This is a genomic window from candidate division WOR-3 bacterium (genome assembly GCA_039801085.1).
GTDB lineage: Bacteria > Hydrothermota > Tepidihabitantia > Tepidihabitantales > Tepidihabitantaceae > JAOABP01.
This window is the reverse complement of the sequence record JBDRTY010000003.1, coordinates 106,151-131,798: the sequence shown is the minus strand read 5'-3', so window position 1 is coordinate 131,798 and position 25,648 is coordinate 106,151. Positions and strand designations below refer to the sequence as shown.

The window sequence follows — 25,648 nt, the reverse complement described above, 5'->3', positions numbered from 1 at the left end:
TTACCTCCCTTCTCCGGTCAGGACATTCTTAAACCGCATCACCGGCACCCCATGGCCCACCTCCATGATCTGGTTGGGTTCGCCCTTGCCGCAGTTTGCTACCTGAAACAGACGCCAAGTTGAGCGGTCGCCCACCATGTCAAGCGAGTTGTAGAACTCCAGGGTGTGCCCCTGATAGGTCGGGTTCTTGAAGACCCGGGTGATCCTCCCGTCCCGGACCTCCCAGGCGATCTCACAGCCAAAATGGAAATGCTCCCGGTTGGAGCCGATTGACCAGGAGACGGGCATATCCAGAATTACTCCGTTCTCAGTTGCCCGGATAATGTCCTCAAGTGTGCCGTCACTGCCCCACTCGATGCAGACATTGGTCATCCGGTCGATCGGGGTCTTGTAAAACCCGGCAGCGCGGGCAGATGCCCCTGACTGGGAAACAACCACCCTGCCTGCCTTGGCATTTGCCTCGGCAAGGTCCAGCCGGCAGCAGAGGACATTAACCAGAATGCCATTCTTGATCAAATAATACTCGTGCTGGGGTGTGCCCTCATCATCATAGCCGAAGGTCCCGGGTGAGTTTTCAACCACCATTACCTTTGCGTTCAGTTTTTCACTGCCATAGCGCAGGGTGCCAATCATCTCCGGTTTAACATGGGAGCCGCCGGCAAAGGAGAGTTCATAACCCAGAATCCGGTCCAGTTCCAGCGGATGACCGATGGTTTCATGGACCTGCAGATGGCCCTGACCGGGCAAAAGAATCACATCCCGGCGTCCTGGAGGCAGTGCCTCAGCGGCGACGATCTCGCTGAGTTCACGCTTGATTCTTTCGGTGTGAACCTCAAATGCCTGCGGGTTGGCAAGCCATTCAAAACCGCGGCTGCCGGTGCCGTCCGAATCCAGCTCATAACTCCGGCGCTGTGCCTTGCCGTCCCTGTCCCTTGCCATCACCGTCATGCCGGCAAAGGTATTCATGACCCAGCGCTCAATTTCGGTGCCTTCACTGTTATAGTAGAAAATCCGGCGCTTCTGAAAATGAGCAGATACCATGCGATGTTCAACTGTGTTATCCCTGAGTTTCTCATCCACCCGCTTGAGCAGGTTGAGCTTTTCGGGCAGGGGCACAGCAAACGGGTCCTGCTGAAATCGGGGCTGATATTTACCGCTGACCGGCTCAGCACTGCCCATATCCTTGGGAAAACCGAGTAGCTGGGCAGCCGCCTCGGCATTGGCAAGTGCCCGGTCAAAGCATTCCGGAATCGCATTCAGGTCCGCAGTGGCGGCAAATCCGATCGCACCGTTTTTGAGTACCCGGACCCCGATACCCTTTTCCCAGCGCTGATAATTAACTTCAAGGTTACCGTCATAAAGCACAAGCCGCTCGGTCCGGTCCTCATCGTAGAAACGGACATCGGCAAAGCTGCACCCGGCTTCAAGCATCCGCTTAAGCTGGGTGCGGACGGTCTTTTCCACTGTGCTGCTAGTGTTCATTTTTGCTCCTGTTTGAACTCAGCCTTTTAATCAATAATGATAATCAAGAAACGGGCGTTGGCAAGAAAAGTTAATAATGAGTATCAACAAGCGCAGTTCGGGGTTTAATGCATTGAAATCCGGATCTAACCGGGCGCAGCGCTGGAAGAGGTGGATTGAAGACAGCGGAATGCTGTGTTGACGGCAATGGGGAGTTAAGGAGCTGAACTGGTGACCGTCTGATTGACCTGAGATGGCTGATGGATATAATAGAGGAGTGTCAGAAGCGATTTTCAGCGTTTCTGGGCTGCGCGGGATTGCGGGCAGAGGGTTGACGGCAGAGCTGGTCAGCCGGGTAACCGAGGCGTTCTGCCGGCTTTATGGTCCGGGCGGTTTTGCCCTGGGGCGGGATCCGAGACCTTCGGGCAGCTGGGTTAAAGGTGTGGTGCAGAAGGTTTTGTCCGAATTCCGCTGTCAGGTCTTTGAGCTGGGCATATGTCCGACACCAACCGCCGTTCACTTTGTCCGCCAGCGGAGTCTGCAGGGTGGGATCGTAATTACCGCCAGTCACAATCCGATTGAGTGGAACGGACTGAAACTGGTACATCCGGCAGGCCGGTTTCTCTTTGCGGATGAGATTGCGGCACTTGACCGGCTGATGGCTGAAGGTAGTGCGGGTAGTCTGTTCCATTGTGCCGGTTCGGAGAGTAAAGCGGTTACAGAGGCTGATGCAATTGACCTCCATATTACAGCAATCCGGCGTCATCCACTGTTTGCTGGAATCAGCGCTGCGGGACTGCGCATCGGTGTTGATGCGGTAAACGGGGCGATGTCCGGTGCGGCAGCAGCACTGCTGCGCGCGTTCGGTGCTGAGCCCGTGACCATAAACTGCGAGCCCGAGAAATTAAGTCAGGACTTCCCCCGTGGGCCGGAGCCGGTGCCGGAAAACCTTACTGCGCTCTGCCAGCTGGTGCAGGCGGAGCGGCTGGATGCAGGTTTTGCCTTTGATCCGGACGGTGACCGGTTCAGTTGTGTGGATGAGAACGGTGTCCCGATGGGTGAGGAGGTGACGCTCGGTCTCGCTGCCCTCTTTGTGCTGGAGCAGAGAAAGACGGATGTTGTTGTCAACCTTTCAACGAGCCGGATGGTGGATTCAATTGCTGAAAGGTTCGGGGTTCGAGTTTTACGTACCCCGGTTGGAGAGGCAAATGTTGTAAAGGGGATGCTTGAGGCTGGGGCAGTGCTTGGTGGTGAGGGAAACGGCGGGGTGATTTTTTCGGAAATCAATTTCACCCGGGACGGGCTGGTGGCAGCGGCAGCGGTCTTCGGGCTGATGAGAAAAAGCGGGAAAAGTCTGGGTGCAATCCGTCAGGAGCTGCCAGAATATCATCAGGTGAAGTCGGTAGTGCAGGTGCAGGAATTTGATGGGGAACGGCTCATTTTCATCTTGGAGCGGTTCGGGGGAAAAGTTCCGATGGTTGACCGGAGTGACGGTATCAGGATCGACGCCGGAGACTGGTGGGTGCATATCCGGAAGAGTAATACCGAACCGGCAGTCCGAATTATTGCTGAAGCCCGGAGCCGGAACCTCGCCGAGGAGCTGGTCGGGCAGGTCAGGCAGCTGATTGAGAAAGGTGGATAAGGATGTGCGGAATTGTCGGCTATATCGGCGAGCGGAATGTCAGTAATGTGGTGATGGTCGGGCTGGAGCGGCTGGAATACCGCGGATACGATTCGTGCGGGATTGCGGTGCTGAATGACGGGATCAAGATCCGTAAAACCGCGGGCAGACTGCAGCGATTGAAGGAGATATTACTGAAGAGTCCGGTTGAGGGAAAGCTGGGCATCGGGCATACGCGCTGGGCAACGCATGGACAGGTCAGCGATGAGAATGCCCATCCATTTACCGATTGCACCGGCAGGATTGCACTGGTGCATAATGGCATCATTGAAAACTACCGTGAGCTGCGGCGGGAGCTGGAAGCAGATGGTCACCGGTTTCGGTCTGCAACTGATACCGAAGTGATTGTCCATCTGATTGAGGATCTGGCGGCACGGACCCAGGAGAATGGTCTTTTCACCGCACTGCGGCGCGCAGTCAGCGAACTCCGAGGTGCATTTGCACTGGTAGTCATCAACGCCGATGAACCGGACCGGCTGTATGCGGTAAAGATGGGGTCGCCACTGGTAATCGGCCGGGGGCAGAAGGAGTATATCATTGCCTCCGATGCACCGGCGCTTGTCGGGATTGCCCGCCGAATGCTGGTGATGCAGGATGGTGAGATTGCGGTCATCACCCGGAGAGGAGTGGAACTGCGGGATTTTGCGGGAAGGGAGGTCAGCCGGCAGTTTACTCCGATTGAGATCAAACCCCGGCAGATTTCCAAGGGCCGGTATCCTCACTTCATGCGCAAGGAGATCTTCGAGCAGCCGGCGGTGCTGGCGGCAAATATCAGTCGGCGCTTCCGGGATGACACCATCATGCTTGATCCGGAATTTCTCTTCTATCCCGATCTGATTGAGCGGATTAATCGGATTGTGATCCAGGCATGCGGAACATCATATCATGCCGGACTGGTGGGCAGAGCCTATTTTGAGAAACTGTGCCGGATTCCCACCTCGGTGGAGATCAGTTCAGAACTGCGCACATCAGAATACCTGTATGAAAATGAAACGCTGATGATTGCGGTCAGCCAGTCGGGTGAAACCGCGGATACGCTGGCTGCGCTCCGTGAGGCGCAGGCGCGGGGGATGAAAACACTTGGAATACTCAATGTATACCGTTCTTCTATCGCCCGGGAGGCGGATTCCACGGTTTATATCCATGCCGGGCCGGAAATCGGCGTGGCTTCCACAAAGGCTTATACCGCACAGATATTCACACTGCTGACACTGGCACTGTATTTCGGCCGTGTCCGGCGGACGCTCAGCGATCAGCAGTTAAAAAAGGTCAGAGATGAGTTGCAGCACCTTCCCGGGCTGGTACAGAAAATTCTTACCCTTGACCGCAGGATTAAGGAAGTGGCAACACGGCTGGCAGGGGCACACGATTTTATCTTTCTGGGTCGGGGTATCAACTATCCGAGTGCGCTGGAGGGGGCACTGAAGCTTAAGGAGATTGCCTATGTGCATGCGACCGGTTATCCGGCCGGGGAAATGAAGCACGGGCCGATTTCGCTTATTGATGAAAATGTGCCGGTGATTGGAATTGCACCCCGGGATTCGGTTTATGAAAAGATGATTTCCAATCTGGCTGAAGCACGGGCACGACATGGCAGAATCATTGCCATCGGCACAGATGGGGATCGGTCGCTTGAGGAACTGGCAGAAACCGTGCTTTATATTCCGGAAACTCCCGAGTATCTCTCGCCGATCGCAGTGGCGCCGGTGCTCCAGCTTTTAGCCTATCACATTGCGGTGCTGCGCGGCTGTGATGTTGACAAACCGCGTAATCTGGCAAAGTCGGTGACGGTGGAATAGGCATGAGGCGTTGTCGCTGTCCTGTTACTCTTCAGGCAGTGTCGTCTGTGGTTCTCGGATAAAGAACTGGCTGAGCACGGTTTCAGTTGAATTTTCCTCATCCCGAATGGCAACCAGCCGGTGAGGGTCAGCGAGCTCATAGAGCAGACGCACCGTTCGGCCCCGGGTTGCAGTTTCGATTTCCCGGCACAGAATTTCCCCCAAGGGTGTGGCGACGAGTCTGGTGCCCAGTATCTTAACCTGAACTGGCTGGGTACGCATTTCCAGCGGAATGATCCCGCTGAGAGTAAACTTCAGCCCGGGATCGAGCGGTACTGCACGCAGCAGCATCGGCAGCATCTCCATGCAGTAGCTGTAAGGAACGGGTTTGAGCGTCAGTTTACTGGTGCCATCAATCGTATTTTTCTGGAGAGTGATGGCGTCAGCGTCAAATGTTACTTCTACTTCAGAAATGGATATTTCACTGGCAACCGCCCGGTAAAGCCAGCAGGGTTTCAAAGTATAGCGGGTGAGGGTGAAAATGGTGGAGTCCAGGAAGAAGAAGGGTGCGGATTCCGATTCCACAACGCTTCTAAATACGAGTACCGGTTCGCCTGCCTCTTCGTCCAGTTCAACAGTAATAGTGCGTCGGAACACCAGCGAGTCGTTGCGCCGGACTGAAAAGACCGAGGTTTCTCCGTCAATCCAGCCCGGCGGTGTGAGCTCCGGGAATGGATTTTGAGGCGGAGTGCAGACGGCAAACAGCAACAGCAGGAGGGTGAACTTGAGTTTCACAGTCGATGCTCCCGGGCTGTTTCTTCCAGAAACAGAAGCAGCTGCTCCATATCTTTGGGCAAAGGCGAAGTGAATTCTAAGAATCTGCGGGTGCGGGGGTGGGTGAAGCCGAGTCGGGCTGCATGGAGTGCCTGACGTTTAATCCGGGTGAGGATTTCTTGGTGTAACGGGATATGTTCCCGCTGGGTGAGCACCGCAAGACTTCTGCCACCGTAATCCGGATCCCCGACTACTGGATGATTGATATGCTGGAGGTGAACCCGGATCTGGTGCGTTCTGCCGGTGCGCAGACGCAGGCGGAGATAGGTGCAGACATTATACCGGCGCAGAACTTCATAACTGGTGATCGCGGTCCGGGCTGAAAACGGCGTGACTGCCATTCGCTGACGGTCGATCGTGTGCCGGCCGATTGGAGCATCAATCGTGCCGCTGGACAGCTCGAAATCGCCCCAGGCAAAACAGAGGTATTCCCGCAGAACGGTCCGGTGTTCGATCTGCGTAGAGAGACTGCGCAGGGCTTCATCAGTTTTGGCAAACATCAGCAGTCCGGTTGTATCCTTGTCGAGGCGATGGACGACACCGGGACGCAGCGGCGAGTCCGGTCGCAGCGGCAGGTGCTGACAGTGAAAGAGCAGTCCCTGAACCAGTGTACCCGAACGGTTTCCCCGTGCCGGATGGACCACTACTCCTGCCGGTTTATCGATTACAATTACATCTTCATCTTCATACACAATATTCAGCTCCATCGGTTCCGGCTCGATGGTCAGCTCCGGTTCGTATTCAAACTCGGCGGTAATCAGATCGCCAGGTTTCACCCGGTAGCTGGGTTTGACTGTCTGACCGTTAACCAGTACCTTGCCGGCGGTAATCAGGGATGCCGCCCGGGTCCGGGAAACGCCGAGTCCGGAAAGGACAAGATACACATCCAGCCGTTTACCCCAGAGCCGCTGCGAGGCAATGCGCTGGAATCGCTTGATTGTTGCAGAGGTTGCCATTAGTGGTTCCCGTTGAGCCGGAGTTCGTATTCTTTGGCAAAGCCGATAATGCCGGCAGCGATGGCACGGGCGAGTTTTGCCCGGTATTCCGGTTTGCGCAGTGCCTGCTCCTCCTGGCGGTTGCTCAAGAAACCGCACTCCACAAGAACCGCGGGCATGAAGATGTTGCGCAAAACATAAAAGTTTGCCTGCCGGACCCCCCGGTCCTGGGTGCGCACCAGGTCAAGTCCGGCTTCCTGAATCCGCAATGCGAGGATGCTGGATTCATAGAGAAATTCATGCTGGGCAAGATCGGCGAGAATCAGTGATACCGGATCGTTTTTGCTGATGAACGGGTTGGCGATTTCCCGCTCAAATACTTCATTTTCACGGGTGGCAACTGCCCGTTCCCAGTCGGTCTTTGCCTCTGAGAGAAAGTAGGTTTCAAGCCCGGATGCGGAGCGGTTTTCCGACCAGTTGGCGTGGATGCTGACGAATATCTGGCTTGCAGTTTTTACCGCCTTTTCTGCCCGTTCGGCAAGTGACACATACTGGTCGCAATCACGGGTGAAATACACCTCAAAGCCCTGATTTTTCAGCCGTTCACCGACTCGGCGGGCGATATCGAGGACGATTTCCTTTTCCTGTGTTCCAGTTCTGCCGATTGCTCCCGGGTCTTTACCACCATGACCGGGATCAATAATAATTCTGGTAACCCGGCGTTTGGGCAGTGGTGTCAGGTGGAGTTCAAGTCCATTCGCCAAGGGGACAATTTTTTCTGATACCGGCTGGCGGAAGGTGCAGACAAGGCTGGTGCCGACCGTGCCCGAGTCGGGTTTGATACCGTTAAGCAGGGTGGAACTGGTAAGCGATAACAGTCGCAACTGCTGGATGAAAACTGAGTCCATTCGGCAGCCAAGAATCAGCCGGTATTCAAGCGAGGAATTTTTCTGGCTGAAGAAAACCAGCGGCGAATTTCTGGTTTGGAGCGGGTTTAAAAGCAACCGCAGAATCAGAGTATCGCTTCTGCGATCAGTTTCGATCGTGGAGAGAACCGGTACATCCAGTTCCGGAAATAGAGCAGCAGCAACAACTGCCGGCAGATAGAGTTCACCCGAGTCAACAATGGCGGGCAGGGGCAGTTTCAGCTTCCGGGAGTTGTGAATCACAAAATTACTGTCCGGTATAAAAGTATATTCCAAGCGCCCGTTATCAAGCCGGCTGCTGGAGTCAGCGGGCGGCGGGAGGATGGTAACAAAACGGGTTGCATTTCCGTTCACTGTAATTCGCCAGCACCGGCCGTTGAGCTGAGCGGTGATGCCAGCGAGAGACAGGTAATCAATGCCATTAATAATTTTCTGGGGAACAGCGTAAGTAATAATGCTCCATAAAAGCAAGAGAAGGAGAAATAACTTTTTCATCGCCATCGCCGTTCCTCCCGTTCCATTGCCCGTTTCTTCAGTTCCTCCCGGCGGTCAATCGCCTTCTTGCCCTTGCAGAGCGCCAGTTCCACCTTGGCGATGCCGCGATCGTTGAAATAGAGCCGGAGCGGAATCAAGGTAAATCCGCGCAAGGTGGTTTTACCGAAGAGCCGTTTGATTTCATCCTTGTGTAACAACAGTTTGCGCCGGCGCCGCGGGTCACGGTTGAAGATGTTGCCCTGACGGTAGGGGGCGATACTGACATCACAGAGAAATGCCTCCCCATTTTCAATTATCGCATAACCGCCGTCAAGTGAGGCGCCGCCTTCCCGCAGTGACTTGACCTCAGTGCCAGTCAGGGCGATGCCCGCCTCCATTTTCTCGAAAACGGTATAGTCACGCAGCGCCTTGCGGTTGGTTGCCACGACCTTCACCATCTGATTATAGACAAGCCTGCGGATGTGTCAATGGTAATAAATTGGAAGCGTCATTTTTTCAGTTGCTAAGGTGACGGTACGAGTAAAGCTGGTGGATTTCCGGTATGCAAGCGGTATGGCAATTCCGGAGCATATTGTTTGTCAAAAAATTGCAAAGACTGGTTCTTGATTTAAAATAAATTGGTAATTTTATGTTAGCCAAATATCAAGGACATGGAGGAATATATGAAGAAGCTAGTTCTGTCGCTGATAATAGCCAGTGCCGGATTGCTGGCAACCGAGTGGCAGCCCGAAATCCGGTTGACAAATAATAATTATTCAGACTATTCCTACTGGAGTACTCAGCGCCGGATTGTGGTGGACCCCGCAGGCAGGGTTCATGTCGCCTGGTATGTCATGAACTCCGGGCTGGGAACCTACCGTTTCCAGATTTACTATAAACGCTGGGAGCCGGGCAGCGGCTGGACACCGGATACGATGATTTCGGCCGATCTTTATAATCAGAATTTGAACTCCAAGCATGTCTCGCTGGCGTGCGATTCTGCCGGCAGGATTTATGCGGTCTGGACCTCAGGACCGGATGATGTGACCGATGATTATATCTATCTCAAAACCTGGACTCCGGAGTCAGGCTGGGATCAGAACTCCCGTTTGCTATCAGTGAGCGCGCCGACAGTAACGAAGGAGTGCGCTACCGTCACGGTTACACCGGATCAGCATATCCATGTGGTCTGGTTGGAAGGAACGGCGATTGTTCATCGGGAGAAGGTTGATACCCTGTGGCGGACGCCGGTTGTAATTGAAGGTGGAAGTAATTACAAGGCATATCCGGCTGTGGCGGGCGGACCGGACAACCGTGTGCATGTGATCTGGTATGGCAGACAGGGGACGAGCGGCTATTACGATGTCTTCTACAAGGTCCGGACCGATACGGTATGGGGTCCAACTGAGGATGTTTCTCAGGGGGAACGGCATCAGATGTATCCTTCAATTGCGGTCAGTCCGGTAACCGGTTGTCCGCATGTGCTGTGGCAGTGTTATGGTGCCCAGGACCTAGTGAGGAGGATTGTGCATCGCTGGCGGAATCAGACCGGCTGGCAGCCCGCAGATACCGTTTCCGGTTGCGGGGATACGCTGGATCAGGAACTGGGGCAGATCATAGCGACCTTGGACGGGAGGGTGCACGCCATCTGGTCAGGCAGGACCGCTGGCTCGCCGGTTGTTCCTCAGATTCGTTATGCAGAACGGTCCACTAATGGTTCTTGGAGTCCTCCGGTTGAGGTTACTGATACCGTTAATACCCGTGAGCGTCCTTCAATCGCCAGTGGTAATGCTGAAGCACCGGGCAATGTGTATGCGGTCTGGACCGATTACCGTGATGGTAATGCGGAGATATATTACGCATGGGCAACGCCGGCACAGGGATTGGAAGAAAGTTCTGTTTATTCTGAATCTGAGAAATGTCGTGCGACATTAGTCCGGAAAGGATTTGAGAGCAGTGCTAAAGTGGAGTCGGGTATGCTGTTTGATATTACCGGCAGCCGGGTTTGGAGGTTCGAGCGGAGCAGAAATGGAGTTCCACAGCTGACACCCGGGGTGTATTTTATGTTTTCTGATCAGGCGAGTGGACAGGAAGTGCGACGGCTGGTGGTTGTCCGGTAGTTGGTTGCGGTTAAGTTGACGGGCAAGTTACTATTGACTTGTTTCGCGTAGCAATTATAATCGCAAACTGATGACGGGGTTTGATGGGCAGGAGAATATCAATGTTCTGCGGCAGCTTAACGAGCGCTATGAACCGTTAGAGCTGCTCGGGAGAAGTGAGTTTAATGAAGTTTATAAAGTCAAGGACCGGCTGGGACGCCGGATTGTTGCATTAAAGGTTTTACAGAAAAATGCGTCCCGGGAAGCGGGCCTAAGACTCAGTCGGGAATTTTTTTATCTTTCGCAGCTGGCGCATCCCAATATCGTCCGAGTGTTTGATTACGGCCTAGCGATCGACAACTCCCCATTTTTCACCATGGAGTTTGTTCCCGGAGTGCCGATCACCCGTTTTTTCCGGGGTTACCAGCCGGCACTGCTTGAGGTGCTGATTCAACTGCTTTCCGCATTGGATGCAATTCACCGCGAGGGGCTGGTCCACTGTGATATCAAACCCTCTAATATTCTTGTTTATGATGATGAAGGAAAACCGGTAGTGAAACTGCTGGATCTGGGATTTGTTGAGGGTATGGCTTTTTCTTCAGCATCTCCGCGTGGTACACTGGGCTACATTGCCCCGGAGCTGCTCAAGGGTGGCGAGGCGGACAGCAGAACCGATTTGTATTCTCTCGGTCTGGTTTTATATGAGATACTGACCGGGGTTGGACCGGCAAGCGGAGGTTCGCTGGAGGAATGGCTGAGACGGCAGTATTATTCCGGATTTGAGCCGGTGAGCAAATTCAACCCCGCAGTCCCGGCAGCGCTGGACAATCTCGTACTGCGTCTGCTCAATCCGGACTCCAGACGGCGGCCGGCAAGTGCGGAGCATTTGCTGGAAGAATTAGTATCAGCAGGACTGCTTGTGCCAGAATCGTTCCGAATGCAGACAATCGTTGAGCCTTCAGTAATAAGGCGGAACTTGCTGGCACCGGCCTTTGTCGGCAGAGGCCCGCTGATTGCGCGTCTGAAGGAACTGCTGGGAGAGGCTGCTATCGGTAAACCCGGCGTGGTTTTTATTTCCGGGGAACGGGGTGCAGGCAAAAGCCGGCTTTTGGGGGAGTTCAAGTTCCTTGCCCAGCTGGAGCAGGCAACGGTTATCGCCTTTGAACCGGTGGCACTGGGTGCCCGGACCCAGTCGCTCGTTGAGAGTCTGATAAACCTTCTCTGGCGAGGTGAGGAGGTAGAAACAGGTATTAGCTTGGAGTTTTTCCAGGAGTCCAAGTTTCAGCTGTTTGAACAGCTGGTCCGGCGGTTGAAGGCGCTATCCGATTCCCATCGGGTGCCCCACAGTCTGGTACTGCTGGTGGATGATTTTGAACTTTTTGATCCACTGAGTCTGGAGTTTGTGCGTTATCTGGCATTGAGCCTAGAACAGGAAAGGCTGCTTTTGGTGATCACCGGACTAAGAGAAAAGAGGCTGCTGGATCTTGTCAGCGAACTGAGCGAAAGGCCGTATTGTTATCACCTGGATGTGGATACTCTGGATCGTGAGGCGGTTCGTGAGCTGGTAACTTCAATCGTTGGTGGTGACGATAATGTTGACGAACTGGTTGACTGGGTTTATGAATTCGGTGGCGGTAATCCGCTAGCAACGATCGAGGTGATCTATAGTATGATTGAGCAGGGGGTGATTTTCCGCGAGGGGTTACACTGGCGGTATTCCCCAGACTCTTTAAGAAGTTTTGTCATTCCCAAGAATGTTGCGGAACTGGTGCGGCACCGGCTTGAGGTGCTGACACCGGAGGAACGGGAACTGCTGGAGGTCGGGGCAATAACCGCCGGTCCGTTTACGATTGAATTTCTCCGGGTGGTGCTCAATTATCCGGACCGGACACTGTTTCAGGCGGTCAATCGGCTGAAGGGACTCGGATTGCTCAGGACATTTTATTCACGGGACAATGAGTCGGAAGAGGTTCGTGGAGCGCTGATTCTTTCCAGCAAAGTGCTGGAGACCGCGGTCACCGAACGAATTCCGCAGGAGCGCCGGCGGGAACTGCACCGCCGGGTAGCACTGGCGCTGGAGCTGGTGCATACAGATAAAAAGGATAAGATTCTTTTTGACCTTGCTCATCAGTGGATTCAGAGTGGTGATCGCGAGCAGGCATACCGCTATGCACTCGCAGCCGGTAAAAAGGCGCAGGAGTGGCTGCTGTTTGATGAGGCACGGCTTTTCTATGAAAGTGCACTGAACCTTTCTTCCGATTTTGTCACTCCGACTGAACGGTTTAATCTGATTGAGCGGGTCGGTGAACTCCGCGAGGCAACCGGCAGATATCACGAAGCGATTGACAGTTACCGGCAGGGAATGAGCCTGGCAGCCCAGTTTACCGGGGAGAATCGTATGATTCTTGCCCGCTTTCTGCGCCGGCTCGGACTCGTGCATCAGAAACTGGGGGAACATCAGGAAGCGCTGCTTTTTTTAAATCAGGCGCTGGCACTTCTGGGGGATAAATCCGGTTTGGAGTCGGCGCGGTTGCTTGCAGATCTGGGCTGGTCATATTGTGCTGCGGGCAAGGTGGAGCTGGCTGAGGACTACCTCGTCCGGGCGCTGCGGCAGTCCGAGTTTTTAAAACGGGAACATCCCAAGGAGGCTAATTACCTGAACGGACTTGTACTTTACTACTTTGCGGTGCTCGCCGGTGCAAGAGCAGATTACATACTGGCATTGCAGCTGGCAGAGCAGTCGCTGGATGTGTTCAAATCAATCGGTGAGCAGTTCATGGTTTCGGTCGTGACACAGTTTCTGGCAACGCTCTGTCTGCGCCGTGGTGATACGCACCGGGCCGGGGAATTCTACGAGGAGGCGGCACGGATTCAGCGCCGGACCGGTAATGTTTATTACCTGCTAAGTTCCTGTCATGGTTTGGGGGTGATCAGTTATGAGCAGGGAGAATTTGAGCGGGCGGAGCGATATTTTAACGAAGCGCTACAGTATGCTGAACGTGTTGGTTATATCAATGCTGCTTTCAATCTTAATCTCCTGCTGGCTAATGTTTACTTTGACCAGGGGGAATGGAACCGGGTTGAGGTTTGTTGTCAGCGGGCGCTCAAACTCAGTCAGACAGCTGGAGAAAGAATCTCCGAGTCAGGCCGGGCACAGCTGGTTGTCTATTCTGCCCGCCTCAGCTCGATCCGCGGCGACTTCCAGTCTGCTGAGCGTTATCTCGCCACAGCCCAGCGGCTAGCTGAGAATTCCCAAGATTCAGAACAGGAGTTTTTGGTTTCATTTGTCCACGCAGAAATGGAGTTGCGCCGGGAAAGGCTGGAGCTGAGCAAAGAATGGCTGATCCGGACTATGCGCTCAGCAGTAAAAGTGCGGGATTGGAGACTCCGGTCACTCGTGTGGCTGCTTGCCGGACAGTTCCGGCTGTCAACCGGCTCCCGGGCTGATTTTGAATCTCAGCTGGCGATTGCTGCTTTTCGAAACCGTCCGGTATCGCTGGAGTATGCTGGGGCGCTTCGGCTGGCGGCGCGCTGTGATGCTGCTGCCGGCAGAAAAGATCGGTCACGCACTCAGTTTGAGGAAAGTATTAAGATTCTCCGGCAGTTTAATGCCAGGTATGAACTCGGGCTTACACTGCTCGCAACTGCGGAGCTGCTCTGCACTGATACCCTGTCCCTGCCGAAAAAGTTAAGGGGAATGCCGGCTGAACATTATGAATGGGTGCGGGCGAATCTGGAGGAGGCAATTTCCCTTTTCCGGCTGCTCGGGACTCAGATTGAGCTTGAGCGCGCGGAGCAGACTCTGGCATCGCTCGAGCAGATTTTTGGCGTGATTCAGCTGAAAGCCCGGCAGCGTAATGAGTATCTGAAGGTTTTTTATCAGTTAAGCGAGCTAATGAATTCAGCTCTGGACCGGGACGATTTTCTTAACCTGGTGCTTGACCTGGTGCTCTCTGTCACCCGGGCAGAGCGGGGGATTATCTTTTTCTTTCATCGGGACCGGCTGACGCCGGTAGCAGTGCGGGATGTGGAAAATTCAACAGTTCTGGACGCCGAGGTAATTTCCCATTCAGTGCTGCGCAAGGTGCGCCGCCGCCGGGAACCGCTGATCAGCGTTGATGCGCTGACTGATCCGCGGTTCAATTCGGCAAACAGCGTGATTTTGAATAAAATCCGGTCTCTGCTCTGTGTACCGCTGGTAGTAGGCGAGCGGGTAATCGGCACGATTTATCTGGATTCCCGGTTGACTACACATCTTTTCACTGAGGAAGATCAGAATCTGCTCCAGTCGGTGGGACATTTGATTGCTGCTACCATTGAACGCTCCCGGGTATACCGGCGGTGGTATCAGGAGACCGTGCTCACCTGCGATGACCTGCCAGTGGACCGGGCAACCGGTATTTTTCTCGGCAGATCTTCAGCCATCCGTCCGGTTCTCGCTCTGATTGATAAGATTGCTCCGACCGATTGCACCGTGCTCCTTACCGGCGAAACCGGAACCGGGAAGGGGGCGCTGGCGCGGCTGATTCATTCCCGCAGTGGCAGAAAGGATAATAAATTTGTTGCTGTTGACTGCGGAACTCTGCCCGAGACGTTGTTTGAGTCCGAGCTCTTCGGTCATATCCGGGGTGCATTTACCGGTGCGGTGCGGGACAAAATCGGCATCTTTGAGTCTGCCAATGGAGGCACAATATTTCTTGACGAAATTACTAATACGACGCCGGCAATTCAGGCAAAACTCCTGCAGGTGCTGGAAGATAAAATTATCCGCCGGCTCGGTGAAACACAGACCCGGCTTGTTGATGTCCGGCTGATCTGCGCAACGAACAAAAACCTGATTAATGAGGTGAACGCCGGTAGATTCCGCCAGGATTTGTTTTACCGGATGAATGTGGTGACGATAAATGTGCCGCCACTCCGGGAAAGGGTTCAGGATATAATTCCACTTGCAAATTATTTTCTCCGGATATGTGCGCAGCGGCTGAACAAGGAGATTAACGGATTTGAACGGGATGTTGCTGAAGCATTCCTGCAATATTCTTGGCCCGGAAATGTCCGGGAACTTCAGAATACAATTGAACGTGCAGTAATTATGACTCAGAACCCGCGAATAACGCTTGAGGATGTAGGGGAAACTTTTATCCACCTCAAGCCCTCTGAGACCGGTGCACGAGGGGGACCACTGACCAGACACCAGCTGCTTCAGGCACTGGAACAGACTGGTGGAAATATTACACGTGCTGCCCAGCTGCTTTCTATCACCAGACGACACGCGCAGCGGTTAATCAAACGTTACCGGATTAAGCCCGAAGAGTTCGGGATCTAGACGCATTTCCCTGTTTTTTCAAGTTACAATTTTTCAAATAGTTAGATAAAAAATCCAAGCATGGTGCGACATTTGCGTATTTTACAGCTGGTAATAATTTCTTTTTTGTTTTTGTTAATAATCTGATTTTTAATAACTTATGCTAAATATCCTGTACTGGCATTGTAATTGCTATTTATAATTATGATAATGCAGAAATCAGTAAGCTCTAAAAGATAAAGGAGGCAAAATGGACGGTCCGATTATCCCGATTCTTCCACCGCCGCTGCCGGCGCCACCTATGAATTAGGCACGGCTGAAAGGCAGTGACCCGTCCGACCTCAGTCGGACGGGTTTTTAATTATTTTCGGTGTATGGTGAAAAAGGTTTTGCCTTTGAATTTAAATTTTCTGACTATGCCTTCAGCCGTCAGATGTCCGAGGGTATGGGCTACGGTTTCTGCTGGCAGTCCGAGTGCCTGAGTAAGGTCGGTGCCCGTTACCGGTCGGTTCGCAACGACCGCCAGAATCGCCTGTTTCGGGTTGCCCCGGAATTGTTTCTGGTGCTTTTTCACCGATGACGGGATGATATCGGTTTCTGGACCAAAGAGCATCTGGAGCTGGAGCAGGTGGTCATAAGGAACGGGAAGGGCAGATGCTTCAACAGGCGGCCGGACAACGGTATTAAGGTGGACCCGGTCAGGCTGGATATAATGAACAATCCGGCGCAGGCGGAACAGATGCTCAGGCTGGTCATTTAAGTCCCTGACGAGCATTATTTCGAGCCAGAGGCTGCCATGATAGCGATGCCGGAAGATTTTGAGTCCCCGGATGATGTTTTTGAGTCTGATTTTGGAGTGAGGTCGGTGGACCCGGCGAAAAGTTTTCTCGTCGGCGCAGGCGAGGGTCGGTATGACGAGGTCTGCCTGATAGAGCGCATCCCGGACAACCGGACTGGAAAGGAGAGAGCTGTTGGTAATTACTGCCACCGGAATCTGGAAGCGTTTTTTCAGGATGGAAATGAGTTCACCGATGTCCCGGTTCAGTGTTGGTTCACCACTGCCTGAGAGTGTCAGATAGTCAACTTTGCTTTTCATTAACGCCGAATTCACTGCGGTAATAATCTTTTCTACCGGGAAGAACGATTTGCGGTAAGCAGTGAGGCAAGTGGTTCTGCCACACTGGCAGTATACGCAGTTGAAGGTGCAGGTTTTGGGCATGACAAGGTTGATACCGAGCGAAAGCCCAAGTCGACGCGAAGGGACCGGTCCATAGACGAGCACCGGCTCTGTTCTTGGGTGAATTTCCGGTTGGGCAGACATTTTTACCCCTTATAATTTGATAATTTTGAGGCGGATGTGTGCCGGAGGGATGACCATGTGATCCGGTTCAGAGTTACAATTCATGCGCAGGAAATAGATGCCTGCCGGCACCGGGTGGTTATTATCATCGGTGCCATCCCAGCCGACTGAATGCCAGCCCGCAGGAATGTTACCGGAGATCAGCGTGCGCACTCTGCTGCCCGCGGTGTTGAAGATAGCAAGATTTAGCGGGGTAGGACGGTTGAGGGTAAGGAAGATGGTTGTGCGAGTGCGGAAGGGGCAGGGAAAGAGAGTGAGAAATCGGGTGCTTTCCGGAGTAGTCGAGGTGGGTAAATCAGCAGATGCTACTGAGATGTCATCAAGAAAGAATCCGGCAGCGGATTGGGGGTCCGGATCCGAAATGAAGACGAATTTGAGTTGCGCCGTTTCGCCCGGGGCAGGGGCGGAGAGTTCATATGAATAATTGAACCATCGGCTCGCCGGGTCCAAAGTTTGAGCTGCAGATAGGTTGCCAGAGCGGAGCGCACCACCAGCACCAATAAAGTCCAAAGTTTCTTCCTGGCCGGTATGGCAGATGATACAGTATAGGCCGTCGCTGCCATAAAGAGGAAGCTCATAATAACAGCTGAATTTTAATCTTGGGCAGGGAGGAATTGGGAATTTTGGAGAAAGAAGTTCGCAGGTACAGTTGGGTGGGTAGGAGTCGGCCGGATAGCCGGCATGAATTGAATAAGGGGGCGAGAGAAATTGACTGCAGGTCAGAAACCAGGAGCCGTTGGCGCCAGCAGCAGTCCAGTTACCTAAGCCGGAGTCAAAGCTGGTATAAATACCTGCCGGCGGCAGATGGACTTTAAAGGTATCGCTGAAAATGAATCTGCCGGTGATCAGATTCAGACCAATCCGCACCGGTCCGGATTCAGCTTTAAACCGGGCAGGCACGGATGACCACAGAGTTTCACCGGGGAGGATACTTGGGAAGAGGATACCCGGAGTGAGCAGCGTCAATGGTTGAGTTAGGTCCGGATTGAACAGGGTGCCGGTTGAAACGGGTGCTGGTGCTGCACCGGTATTGACTACCCTGAAAAATGCTGAATACGAACCGGCGGTGTCGGAACAAACATAGCAAGTGACAAATTTTAGCAACGGCTGTCGGAACTGAATTATAACCGGAAATTGGGAGAAGCTGCCGTTGGATTCGGTAATGGTCAGAGTGCAGAGCGCATAGTCCCCGTTCCGAGCGCTACTAGCAGAGCGAATAATAAAAAGTCGCACAGAGACTGCTGTGTCCGGCGTCAGAACTGATATATGACCAGCATCCTGTTCAACCGTAAGTAGAGGGGAGTCGGTGGTGAGCCGGCAGAGTACATTATAAAGGGGGAGATGGGAGTTGTTTATCAGCCACAGCCGGATGGTGAAGGTTTCTCCGGCTGAGATGCAGCCGTTACCGTCACCCGTGGAGTCAAGAAAGGCGTAGTTGAGGAGCGTAATGCTGTGTCCCGAGGCGACAACGATTGAATCGCGCAAAGGGCGGTGATTTTGAGCTGTGACGGTCAGCCGGACGGTCCCCGCCTGGGTGAATCCGGTTTGGATCGCAGCAGATCCGTCAGTTCCGGTAGCCCCCGTGTAAACTGAAGTGCTGTCTTGATAAATTGCAACGGTGGCATCGGGGACGGGACCGTTGCGGTCAAGGACAACGAAAAGGGCAAGGTCTTCACCAGTGCGAATTCTGAGCGGTTTTCTGACCATGAGTTGACTGAGGGTGTCAGTGTGTACCGGCATCGCCGGGTCCCCGAGCAGGTTAAGCGCAAACTGATGCCAGCGGTAGACATTAGGTGAATAGCTGTAGGGAATGAAATGGATTTTGGTACGGGCAAATACTTCCCCGAGCCGGGGAGCCGGGTCGGAAAACAGTTCCTGGAAGAAGCGAGAATCAAAGCGATCAGAGTAGCCGAATCCGGGGTTGCCGGGTGCACCCCAGCCATATGATGAGTTGCCGATGAATGCCACCGCACCGCCGGTAGGGTTGAGGAGAAAATGTTCGGCAATGCAGTCGAAATCAAAGGCAGTTGTCCAGCAGCCGATTGAATAAACGATGCCCGTTCGAGTATTGTTAGTCAATTGGTCAATATCAGAATTGCGCAGAACGCACTGACGGCTGATGGCGAGAGCATTGATCCAGCCGTGACCACAATGGTTGAAAATTCCGAATCCGGAGTTGAGCAGGGAGGTTACGGTATCAGGGGTTACCGGCATCATTGACTCATAAAGGGTCTGGATCTGAAAATTTGATGGCAAGTGCTCCCGGCGGATGCGTTCCTTGGCGATCATTTCATCAGTCCAGGGGTTTTCCCAGAGAACCGCACCGGCGAGCAAGGCGCGCCGCTGATAGTCATTTAGCAGGTTGCGTTCGTAGGCGAGGATTTTGTCTACAAAAGTACGAGCGTTTGACGGGGTGCTGACCGGCGCCCTTCCGACATAGATTTCCGGGAGAAGGTCGACACCGTCGTCAGGCTCTCCGAAGATGCCATTATTGTTACCATCCCAATTGCCATCCAGTGCCGAAAAGTACAGGTCACAGGGCAGAGAGTCTTCGCGGGGATGGAGTCCGGCACCGCTGACCAGAGCGATGGCTTTACGATACGGCAGAATGTCAGTGTCGCCGCCCAGCAGTAAATACTTGAGTCCGGAGTCGCGGGCACACTGCTGAAGGTAGGTGCGCAGTTTTTCGGCATCGTCCCGGCCGGGGTATCGGTTTACTATCCATTCAATATGCCTGATTTGTGCCGGAGTGCCGGTAAGGGTCCGCCAATAGCGCAGGTTCTGAAATACGGAATCCAGATTTTCCCGGGTAACGATCAGATATTCAAAGCGGCAGCTCTCAGGAGCAGCAGGGGGAGGAGGGTGTGGCTCTTCTGATTCTGTCAGTTTAAAGATAATTTGCAGCCGGCGTAGCCGGCGAACTCTGTGAGTTACCGGTTGATACTGAAGGGGAGTAATGACAAGGGAGGCAAGTTTCTGCCCGCATCGGTACCCATATCCGGTGACCATGCAGAGTGTTTCCGGGTAGAATGAGCACAAACAGGAAATTTCCGGTTTGAGGTCCAGTGATGATGGCGACGATGACAGTGAAAGGGGGACAGGCGGCTGGGCAGTTGCCAGCTGATAGTTTCCGGGCAAGGTTTCAAATTCTGCCTTCAGGATCAGCAGTTGGTTGATTACGGTGCCAGATGGCAGGGGAATGACCCGGCTCATTTCCGGCAGCAGAGGGGTTCCGGGGATTGAATTGAACTCACCATCATTGATGGTAAAAATGGTCGTACTGTGGGTGGGGATTGTCTGAAAGTTATTAAGGTTAAATTCAAGATTCAGGGTGCAGAGTGAAGGATATATCAATATGAGAACGGGTAAAATCAGCATATATCAGGCAAGAAGATGGTCATTGCGCCGGGTTTTTAAGTAGCTTTTTAGATATTCAATACCTTCTTCCTTGGTGGTGATTTTCCCCTCAACCTGCAGGTCTTCCAGTTCCTGAAGGATTACCTTGAATACCGGTCCTGGTTTCATTCCCAGAGCGATCAGATCGTCGCCAGTAACAAGTCTCTTGATGCGGCGTCTGGCATTTTCCATTCGCTGCTGATTGAGCATCCGAGTGATGGTGTCTTCCAGATGGATCGTTCTGCCGGCAGTTGCCCAGCCGTCAGCGTAACATAGGATCATCAGTCCCAACGCTTCGGAACCCAGGTCCCGGAAAAAACGCCGGATTGCCCGGTCAGAGAGTTCAGGTGCAGTGGCGAGGAGATGGAGACGCATATGTTCCTTCACCAGGGTCCGCAGGATGCGAACCTGCAGGCGCGAGAGGCGGAGTCGTTCATAGCCAATTTTTACTGCCAGCCGGGCACCGAGGTTGTCGTGGCCGTAAAAGTGGGTTTCTCCGGATTCGTTGACAAATCGGGTATGCGGTTTGGCGATGTCGTGGAGCAGGCCGGCAAGTTTCAGTAACGGCGCGCGCGGGGGGTCCTGAGTCAGATAACTGTTCCATTCTGGCTGGAATCTGGAGAAGAAGCCGGGTGTGCTAAGCACTTCCTCAATTTTAATAAAGGTACGCAGGGTATGTTCCCGCAGGTCCGGTTCTTCAAGCAAAGCTGAAATTTCGGGTATTATCTCCGCCAATCTTCCAAGCGCGATCAGTCTTTTTATGCAGTCTGTGGCACCCGGAGTGTTAAGGATTCTCATAAACTCCATGCCAATGCGTTCCGGTGCAGTCCGGGCAAGAGAGACTGTCGCTCCCTGGTGTTCGACCGCTGGATCAATTGTAAACCCCAGTTCCAGGGCCAGCCGGAATGCACGCAGCAGCCGGAGCGGGTCGCGAGCCAGGGAGCTATCCGTTACCGGACGGATGAGTTTCCTTTTTATGTCCACCTGTCCACCGTACGGGTCAATAATGTATTCCCCTGCCGGTAGTTTCAGTGCCAAGGCATTGATGGTAAAGTCACGGCGCAAAAGGTCGCTCTCGATCGATTCCTTGCCCAGCCCGTTGAAATCAAAGGTAATTTTTCTGCGGTACACAACTCGTGCCTCATCGTCTTCTTCAGAAAGAATCACAAGTTTGCCCCGGATTCTGGAGGCAAACTGATGAGCAAATTCAATTGCCGAGCCGGCGACTGCAAAGTCAAAATCCTGAGGTGGACGATCAAGCAAGATGTCCCGGAGCGCACCACCAACAAGATAAAGCTGCCGGTCTCCCTGCAGTTCGATCAGCCGGTCATACGTTCGCCCCAGGCTCTGCAGCCGGGCGTGGATTTCAGATGTCATATTTGAGAATAACAATGGCTAAAATAATGGTCAAGGTTTATATACTGCCTGTGATAATGGGACCGGGATTAATGGCTGGCGCTGCGAGGTCCGATAATGGTTACGGTATTAGAGTTGTAATTGGCAATATACACCTTGCTGTCCCAGGAGTTGATGCAGATGGCGATCGGATTGCTGCCGACGGCGATTGTTTTCTGAACAGCATTAGTGGCACCATCGATCAGTGAGACACTGGTACCATCGTAATTGACGGCAAACAGTTTGTCAACCCAGCCTGCCCAGCCAAGTGTGCGGGGATGAACGCCGACTGAGATGTTAGTCATGAGTGAATAGTTGCTGACATTGATGACCGAGACATTATTGGTTCCGGAGTTGGCACAGTAAAGCCGGTTGTCGGTGGCATTGAAAGCAAGGGCGTAGGGTTCACTGCCGACATCCAGAGTGGTAATGACGGACTGATTTTCGCCATTGATAATGGTTACTTTTCCGAAATAGCGATTGGCAACAGCTACGTTGTTTCTACTGTCGACCACCAGTGCGCAAGGTTGGTAATCAACCGGTACGGTCCCGAGTACACTGTTAGTAGTGCCGTCAATTACCGTAACATTATTACGGGCAAAATTGGCGCAGTAAATTTTGTTGTGCGCCGGGTTGTAAACCAAGGCGATCGGATTTGAATCCACCGGCACTGTCGTGATAACTTCGCTGGTATTACCGTCAATTACAGTTACGGTTGCCGAGCGGTAGTTGCTGACATATAGGCGGTTATCGTGCGAATTGAAACACATTGCCTGCGGATAACTTCCGACGCTGACCGTAGTCTGAACCTGATTGCTGGCACCGTCAATTACTGTCACAGTGCCGCTGATCTGATTGGCAACATAAACCCGGCCGTTTAATGTGTTAAGGCACAGGGCGTAAGGGAATCCGCCGACCCGGATCGTGGTCTGTATCTGATTCGTGCTGCCATCAATGATAGTAACGCTGGAATCGTTGTAATTTGCAACGAAGATTTTGTTGTGCAGACTGTCCCAGAGCAGTGCGCGGGGCTTTGCACCAACGGTGATTGTCGCAAGGACTGTATCCGGTGTTCCCCCTGCACCTGTGACCGTGAATATACCGCTCCGACCCTCGGTCATATGGTTTCCACACCAGGCACGGACTGCAATCTGGGCATTTGCAGTGGGCGGACTGGGTACGGTCCAAGTGTAACTGCCTGCCTGAGTTGTTACACCCTGGCGGTTCCAGCTTGTTCCACCATCGGTGGAGTAATAAATTACAGTTGATTCCATACCGGCAAAAGTGCCACCAGTCCAGGTAATTTCGTGCGTTGTGCCTACGATCCAGCGCGCGCCGGCGGCTGGTGAGGTAACAGTGATCGGTGATGGCGGCAGGGAATCATAGATAACATAACGGGCACTGATTGCAACAGTCGATTCGCCGGCAACATGGGCCCGGACCGTTACCCGGGCGAGATCAGTAGCAGGACCTGGTACATTCCAGCTGTAACTACTAGGAGTGGTTGCCCGGCCGTGCCTTACCCAGGTACCGCCATCGTTGGTGGAGTAGAAGACCACAACTGAATCGGGAGTTGACGGACCACCAGTCCAGAGGATGGACTGGGCTGAGCCTTCACGCCAGCGGGTGGCGGAGTTTGGCTGAGTGATGGTAATCGGCGGCAGCCCTTCAACAATTTTGAAAGTTGCGCTGTAGCCAGTAGTAGATGAGTCAAGGCAGAATGCCCGTATCCTGATTTTTGCCTGCTGGGTGGCAGGTCCTGGCACAGTCCAGCGGTAGCTGCTAGGCCGGGTAGTAGCACCGATCCGCTGCCAGGTTGTTCCATTATTGGTGGAATAGGAAAGGACCGTTGAGTCCATGCCTAAAAGAGTGCCGCCAGTCCAGATGATGTCATAACTGTTGCCGATGCGCCATTCCGCAGTCGAATCAGGAGAGGTTACGGTAATGGGCGAGGGTTTGTTCCGGTCGTATACTTCATAGCGGGGTGAATTCCCAAGGGAGGTGTCACCAGAGATAAACATCCGCACTTGAACGCGGGCGTTAGTGCTGGGCGGACTGGGTACAGTCCAGGTATAACTGCCGGACTGAGTTGCCCGACCATGTCGCAACCAAGTTGTGCCGCCATTGGTGGAGTAGTAGATAATCGTAGAGTCAGCACCTGATGTGTTCAAAGTATTCAGCCGGTGTGCAGTTTTTCCCGATCTCTTGCTGTCCGTAACCGTCGGTCCGCCTGTCCAGCGGATAGTCTGCTGGGAGGTAACACGCCAACGGGTGGTATCATTAGGCTGAATTACAACAATTGGCGGGAAGGTGCGGAATTGCCAGATCGGCCCGCTGACAGTGGCGCCGCGCTGGTCGCGGGCGACAATCCGCCAGTAATAGGTGGAATCGTATTTCAGCCGGTGTGGGGTGTAACTGGTCTGATTGTGATTCTGGATCAGCAGAGGGGGCGGAGTAGTTGTTCCCAAATAAATGTCATAAAATACCGTATCCCCAGGATCCGGGTCACCACCGGACCAGGATAATGTGAGACGGACGAACTGTCCGACTGCACCGGAATCAGGTGTCGGATTTGAGGGAATAAACGGGAAATTATTTGCTTTTGCAGTTGCAAAACGCCAGACCGGACTGGAAGCGGTTTCGCCGAACCGGTCGCGGGCAACGACACGCCAGTAGTAGGTCGCGAGGACATTGAGGTTCAGGGGATGGTAGAAGGTGTCGCTGATACCGGAATCGAAAAGTGGGGGGGGCGGGCTGATACCCAGATAAAGGAGATATTTAAGAGTGTCCACGCTGTCCGGATCAGTACAGGTCCAGCGCAGAACCACATTGGTATCAATATCCCGGGCAGCGCTGTCGGGAAACAGCAGTCGAGGCGGAGACGGGGGACGGTTGGCAGCCGGATCATAGGGATTAGTCCACTTCCGGCAGACGAGCAGGGAAAGGGCTAAAAGCAGGCTGAATTTTAAGAACCAAAAGTATTTTTTTACCATCGGATTACAAAGTAAAGTCCGATACAGCCGGCACCGGCACCAAACCCGATGTTGCGAAGCATATCCCAGCGTTCGGTTTCCTGATGGAGCCGGATCGCCTCCTGTGTGGTTGTTGCCTGCTGATATGCGGCGTAGCTTTTCTCTCCCATCAGCGCCGATAGGGCACCGCCGGCAGTAAGCACAATTCCGGTCAAAAGTATGGGCAGCTGGCGCTGAGGGAGTCGGGAGAGCGTCTGATTGACCGCTGTTGTTTCGCCATAGCCGATGTTGACATACCCGAGCCAGTCTTCGTAGCCGGGTTTGGAAAGAGTGAGGGCATACCGGTCCGGTGCGAGTGCGGTTACAAGCGGTGCAGTGCCCAGTTTTCTGCCATTGGCAATGACATCAGCTCCTGCCGGTCGGGTGGTAACGCTGAGAAATCCCCGGCTGGTGCCAAGTTTGATCAGGATGCCGATGGGTCCGGGCTCCCGGACTTCCACCAGTTTTGTTGCTTCCTGATAGCCGGTGAGCCGGGCAGAGATGGAGTGGGAGCCGAAGGGGACGCGGGAAATGGTCAAGCCGGTTTCGGTAGTTTTTCCTTTGTAAGCACCATCGAGGTAAATGTCGGCACCGATTGGATCCGAGGTAACCACGAGCGTCGCCAGCCGTGCAGTAATGTTGAAACTGGAATAATAAGTCTGATAACCGGCAAGCCGTACTTCCAGTTCATGCCTGCCGGGAGCGAGTTCAGTTATGGTGAGTGGTGTTTTTCCTCGTTCAACATCGTCGATCCGGACTGTGGCACCAGATGGTTCGGAAGTGATGATTACAGAATTGCCTTCAACCGAAGCAGTAACCCGGAGCCGGGGAAGGGATGGACGGCTTTCCGGTTCGGGCAGACGGGCACCGCATTTTTTACAGAAACGGGCATCATCCCGGTTGGCGGTCCCGCAGTTCGGGCAGATTTTCTCAGCCCACGCGACAGTAATCACCAGCAGGATGCAGAGCAGTACTTTCACAACTTTTCTCATG

The 25,648-nt window shown here is 53.5% G+C and carries 14 protein-coding genes; 4 read left to right on the top strand and 10 right to left on the bottom strand.

Annotated elements, in window-relative coordinates:
• Window positions 1–1,482: a TldD/PmbA family protein gene (locus tag ABIK48_07390; protein MEO0021977.1), complete on the bottom strand. Its 1,482-nt coding sequence runs from the start codon at window positions 1,480–1,482 to the stop codon at window positions 1–3.
• A gap of 256 nt (window positions 1,483–1,738) precedes the next feature.
• Here ABIK48_07390 and ABIK48_07385 point away from each other — a divergent pair, with 256 nt between their 5' ends.
• Together ABIK48_07385 and glmS are read left to right on the top strand one after the other, a co-directional pair.
• Complete coding sequence (locus ABIK48_07385; protein ID MEO0021976.1) at window positions 1,739–3,103, top strand: phosphoglucosamine mutase; 1,365 nt, start codon at window positions 1,739–1,741, stop codon at window positions 3,101–3,103.
• 2 nt (window positions 3,104–3,105) lie between these two features.
• Complete coding sequence (gene glmS, locus ABIK48_07380) at window positions 3,106–4,941, top strand: glutamine--fructose-6-phosphate transaminase (isomerizing) (GenBank protein MEO0021975.1); 1,836 nt, start codon at window positions 3,106–3,108, stop codon at window positions 4,939–4,941.
• 24 nt (window positions 4,942–4,965) lie between these two features.
• On the opposite strand, the gene ABIK48_07375 is transcribed toward glmS, so the two are convergent.
• The 4 genes from ABIK48_07375 to smpB are packed head-to-tail and all read right to left on the bottom strand — an operon-like array spanning window position 4,966 to window position 8,547.
• Window positions 4,966–5,715: a hypothetical protein gene (locus ABIK48_07375; protein ID MEO0021974.1), complete on the bottom strand. Its 750-nt coding sequence runs from the start codon at window positions 5,713–5,715 to the stop codon at window positions 4,966–4,968.
• Window positions 5,712–6,710 carry an RluA family pseudouridine synthase gene (locus ABIK48_07370; GenBank protein MEO0021973.1) on the bottom strand — a complete coding sequence of 333 codons (999 nt, stop codon included), beginning with the start codon at window positions 6,708–6,710 and terminating at the stop codon, window positions 5,712–5,714. Before ABIK48_07370 ends, ABIK48_07375 begins: the two co-directional genes overlap by 4 nt.
• Entirely contained in the window at window positions 6,710–8,110 is a 1,401-nt protein-coding gene (locus ABIK48_07365) for an N-acetylmuramoyl-L-alanine amidase (protein ID MEO0021972.1), read from the bottom strand. Before ABIK48_07365 ends, ABIK48_07370 begins: the two co-directional genes overlap by 1 nt.
• Window positions 8,107–8,547, bottom strand: coding sequence for an SsrA-binding protein SmpB (gene smpB / locus ABIK48_07360; GenBank protein MEO0021971.1), 441 nt, complete (start codon window positions 8,545–8,547; stop codon window positions 8,107–8,109). The genes ABIK48_07365 and smpB overlap by 4 nt, the downstream gene beginning before the upstream one ends.
• Before the next feature lie 225 nt (window positions 8,548–8,772).
• Here smpB and ABIK48_07355 point away from each other — a divergent pair, with 225 nt between their 5' ends.
• Entirely contained in the window at window positions 8,773–10,209 is a 1,437-nt protein-coding gene (locus ABIK48_07355) for a hypothetical protein (GenBank protein ID MEO0021970.1), read from the top strand.
• 70 nt (window positions 10,210–10,279) lie between these two features.
• The gene (locus tag ABIK48_07350; protein MEO0021969.1) at window positions 10,280–15,514 is read left to right on the top strand and encodes a sigma 54-interacting transcriptional regulator; all 5,235 of its coding nucleotides are present in this window, start codon (window positions 10,280–10,282) and stop codon (window positions 15,512–15,514) included.
• A gap of 340 nt (window positions 15,515–15,854) precedes the next feature.
• Here the strand turns inward: ABIK48_07350 and ABIK48_07345 are convergent, their stop codons facing one another.
• The 5 genes from ABIK48_07345 to ABIK48_07325 all read right to left on the bottom strand — a co-directional run bounded on the left by ABIK48_07345 (window position 15,855) and on the right by ABIK48_07325 (window position 25,647).
• Window positions 15,855–16,814 (bottom strand): radical SAM protein, encoded by a 960-nt coding sequence (locus tag ABIK48_07345; GenBank protein MEO0021968.1) that lies wholly within the window; start codon window positions 16,812–16,814, stop codon window positions 15,855–15,857.
• A gap of 9 nt (window positions 16,815–16,823) precedes the next feature.
• Complete coding sequence (locus tag ABIK48_07340) at window positions 16,824–20,207, bottom strand: C25 family cysteine peptidase (GenBank protein MEO0021967.1); 3,384 nt, start codon at window positions 20,205–20,207, stop codon at window positions 16,824–16,826.
• Window positions 20,208–20,234: 27 nt separating this feature from the next.
• Window positions 20,235–21,626 carry an HD domain-containing protein gene (locus tag ABIK48_07335; protein ID MEO0021966.1) on the bottom strand — a complete coding sequence of 464 codons (1,392 nt, stop codon included), beginning with the start codon at window positions 21,624–21,626 and terminating at the stop codon, window positions 20,235–20,237.
• A 68-nt stretch (window positions 21,627–21,694) separates the two neighbouring features.
• Window positions 21,695–24,637 (bottom strand): YncE family protein, encoded by a 2,943-nt coding sequence (locus tag ABIK48_07330; GenBank protein MEO0021965.1) that lies wholly within the window; start codon window positions 24,635–24,637, stop codon window positions 21,695–21,697.
• A complete protein-coding gene (locus ABIK48_07325) occupies window positions 24,631–25,647 on the bottom strand; it encodes a PEGA domain-containing protein (protein MEO0021964.1) in 1,017 nt (338 codons plus the stop codon). Before ABIK48_07325 ends, ABIK48_07330 begins: the two co-directional genes overlap by 7 nt.
• Window position 25,648: the final 1 nt, after the last annotated feature.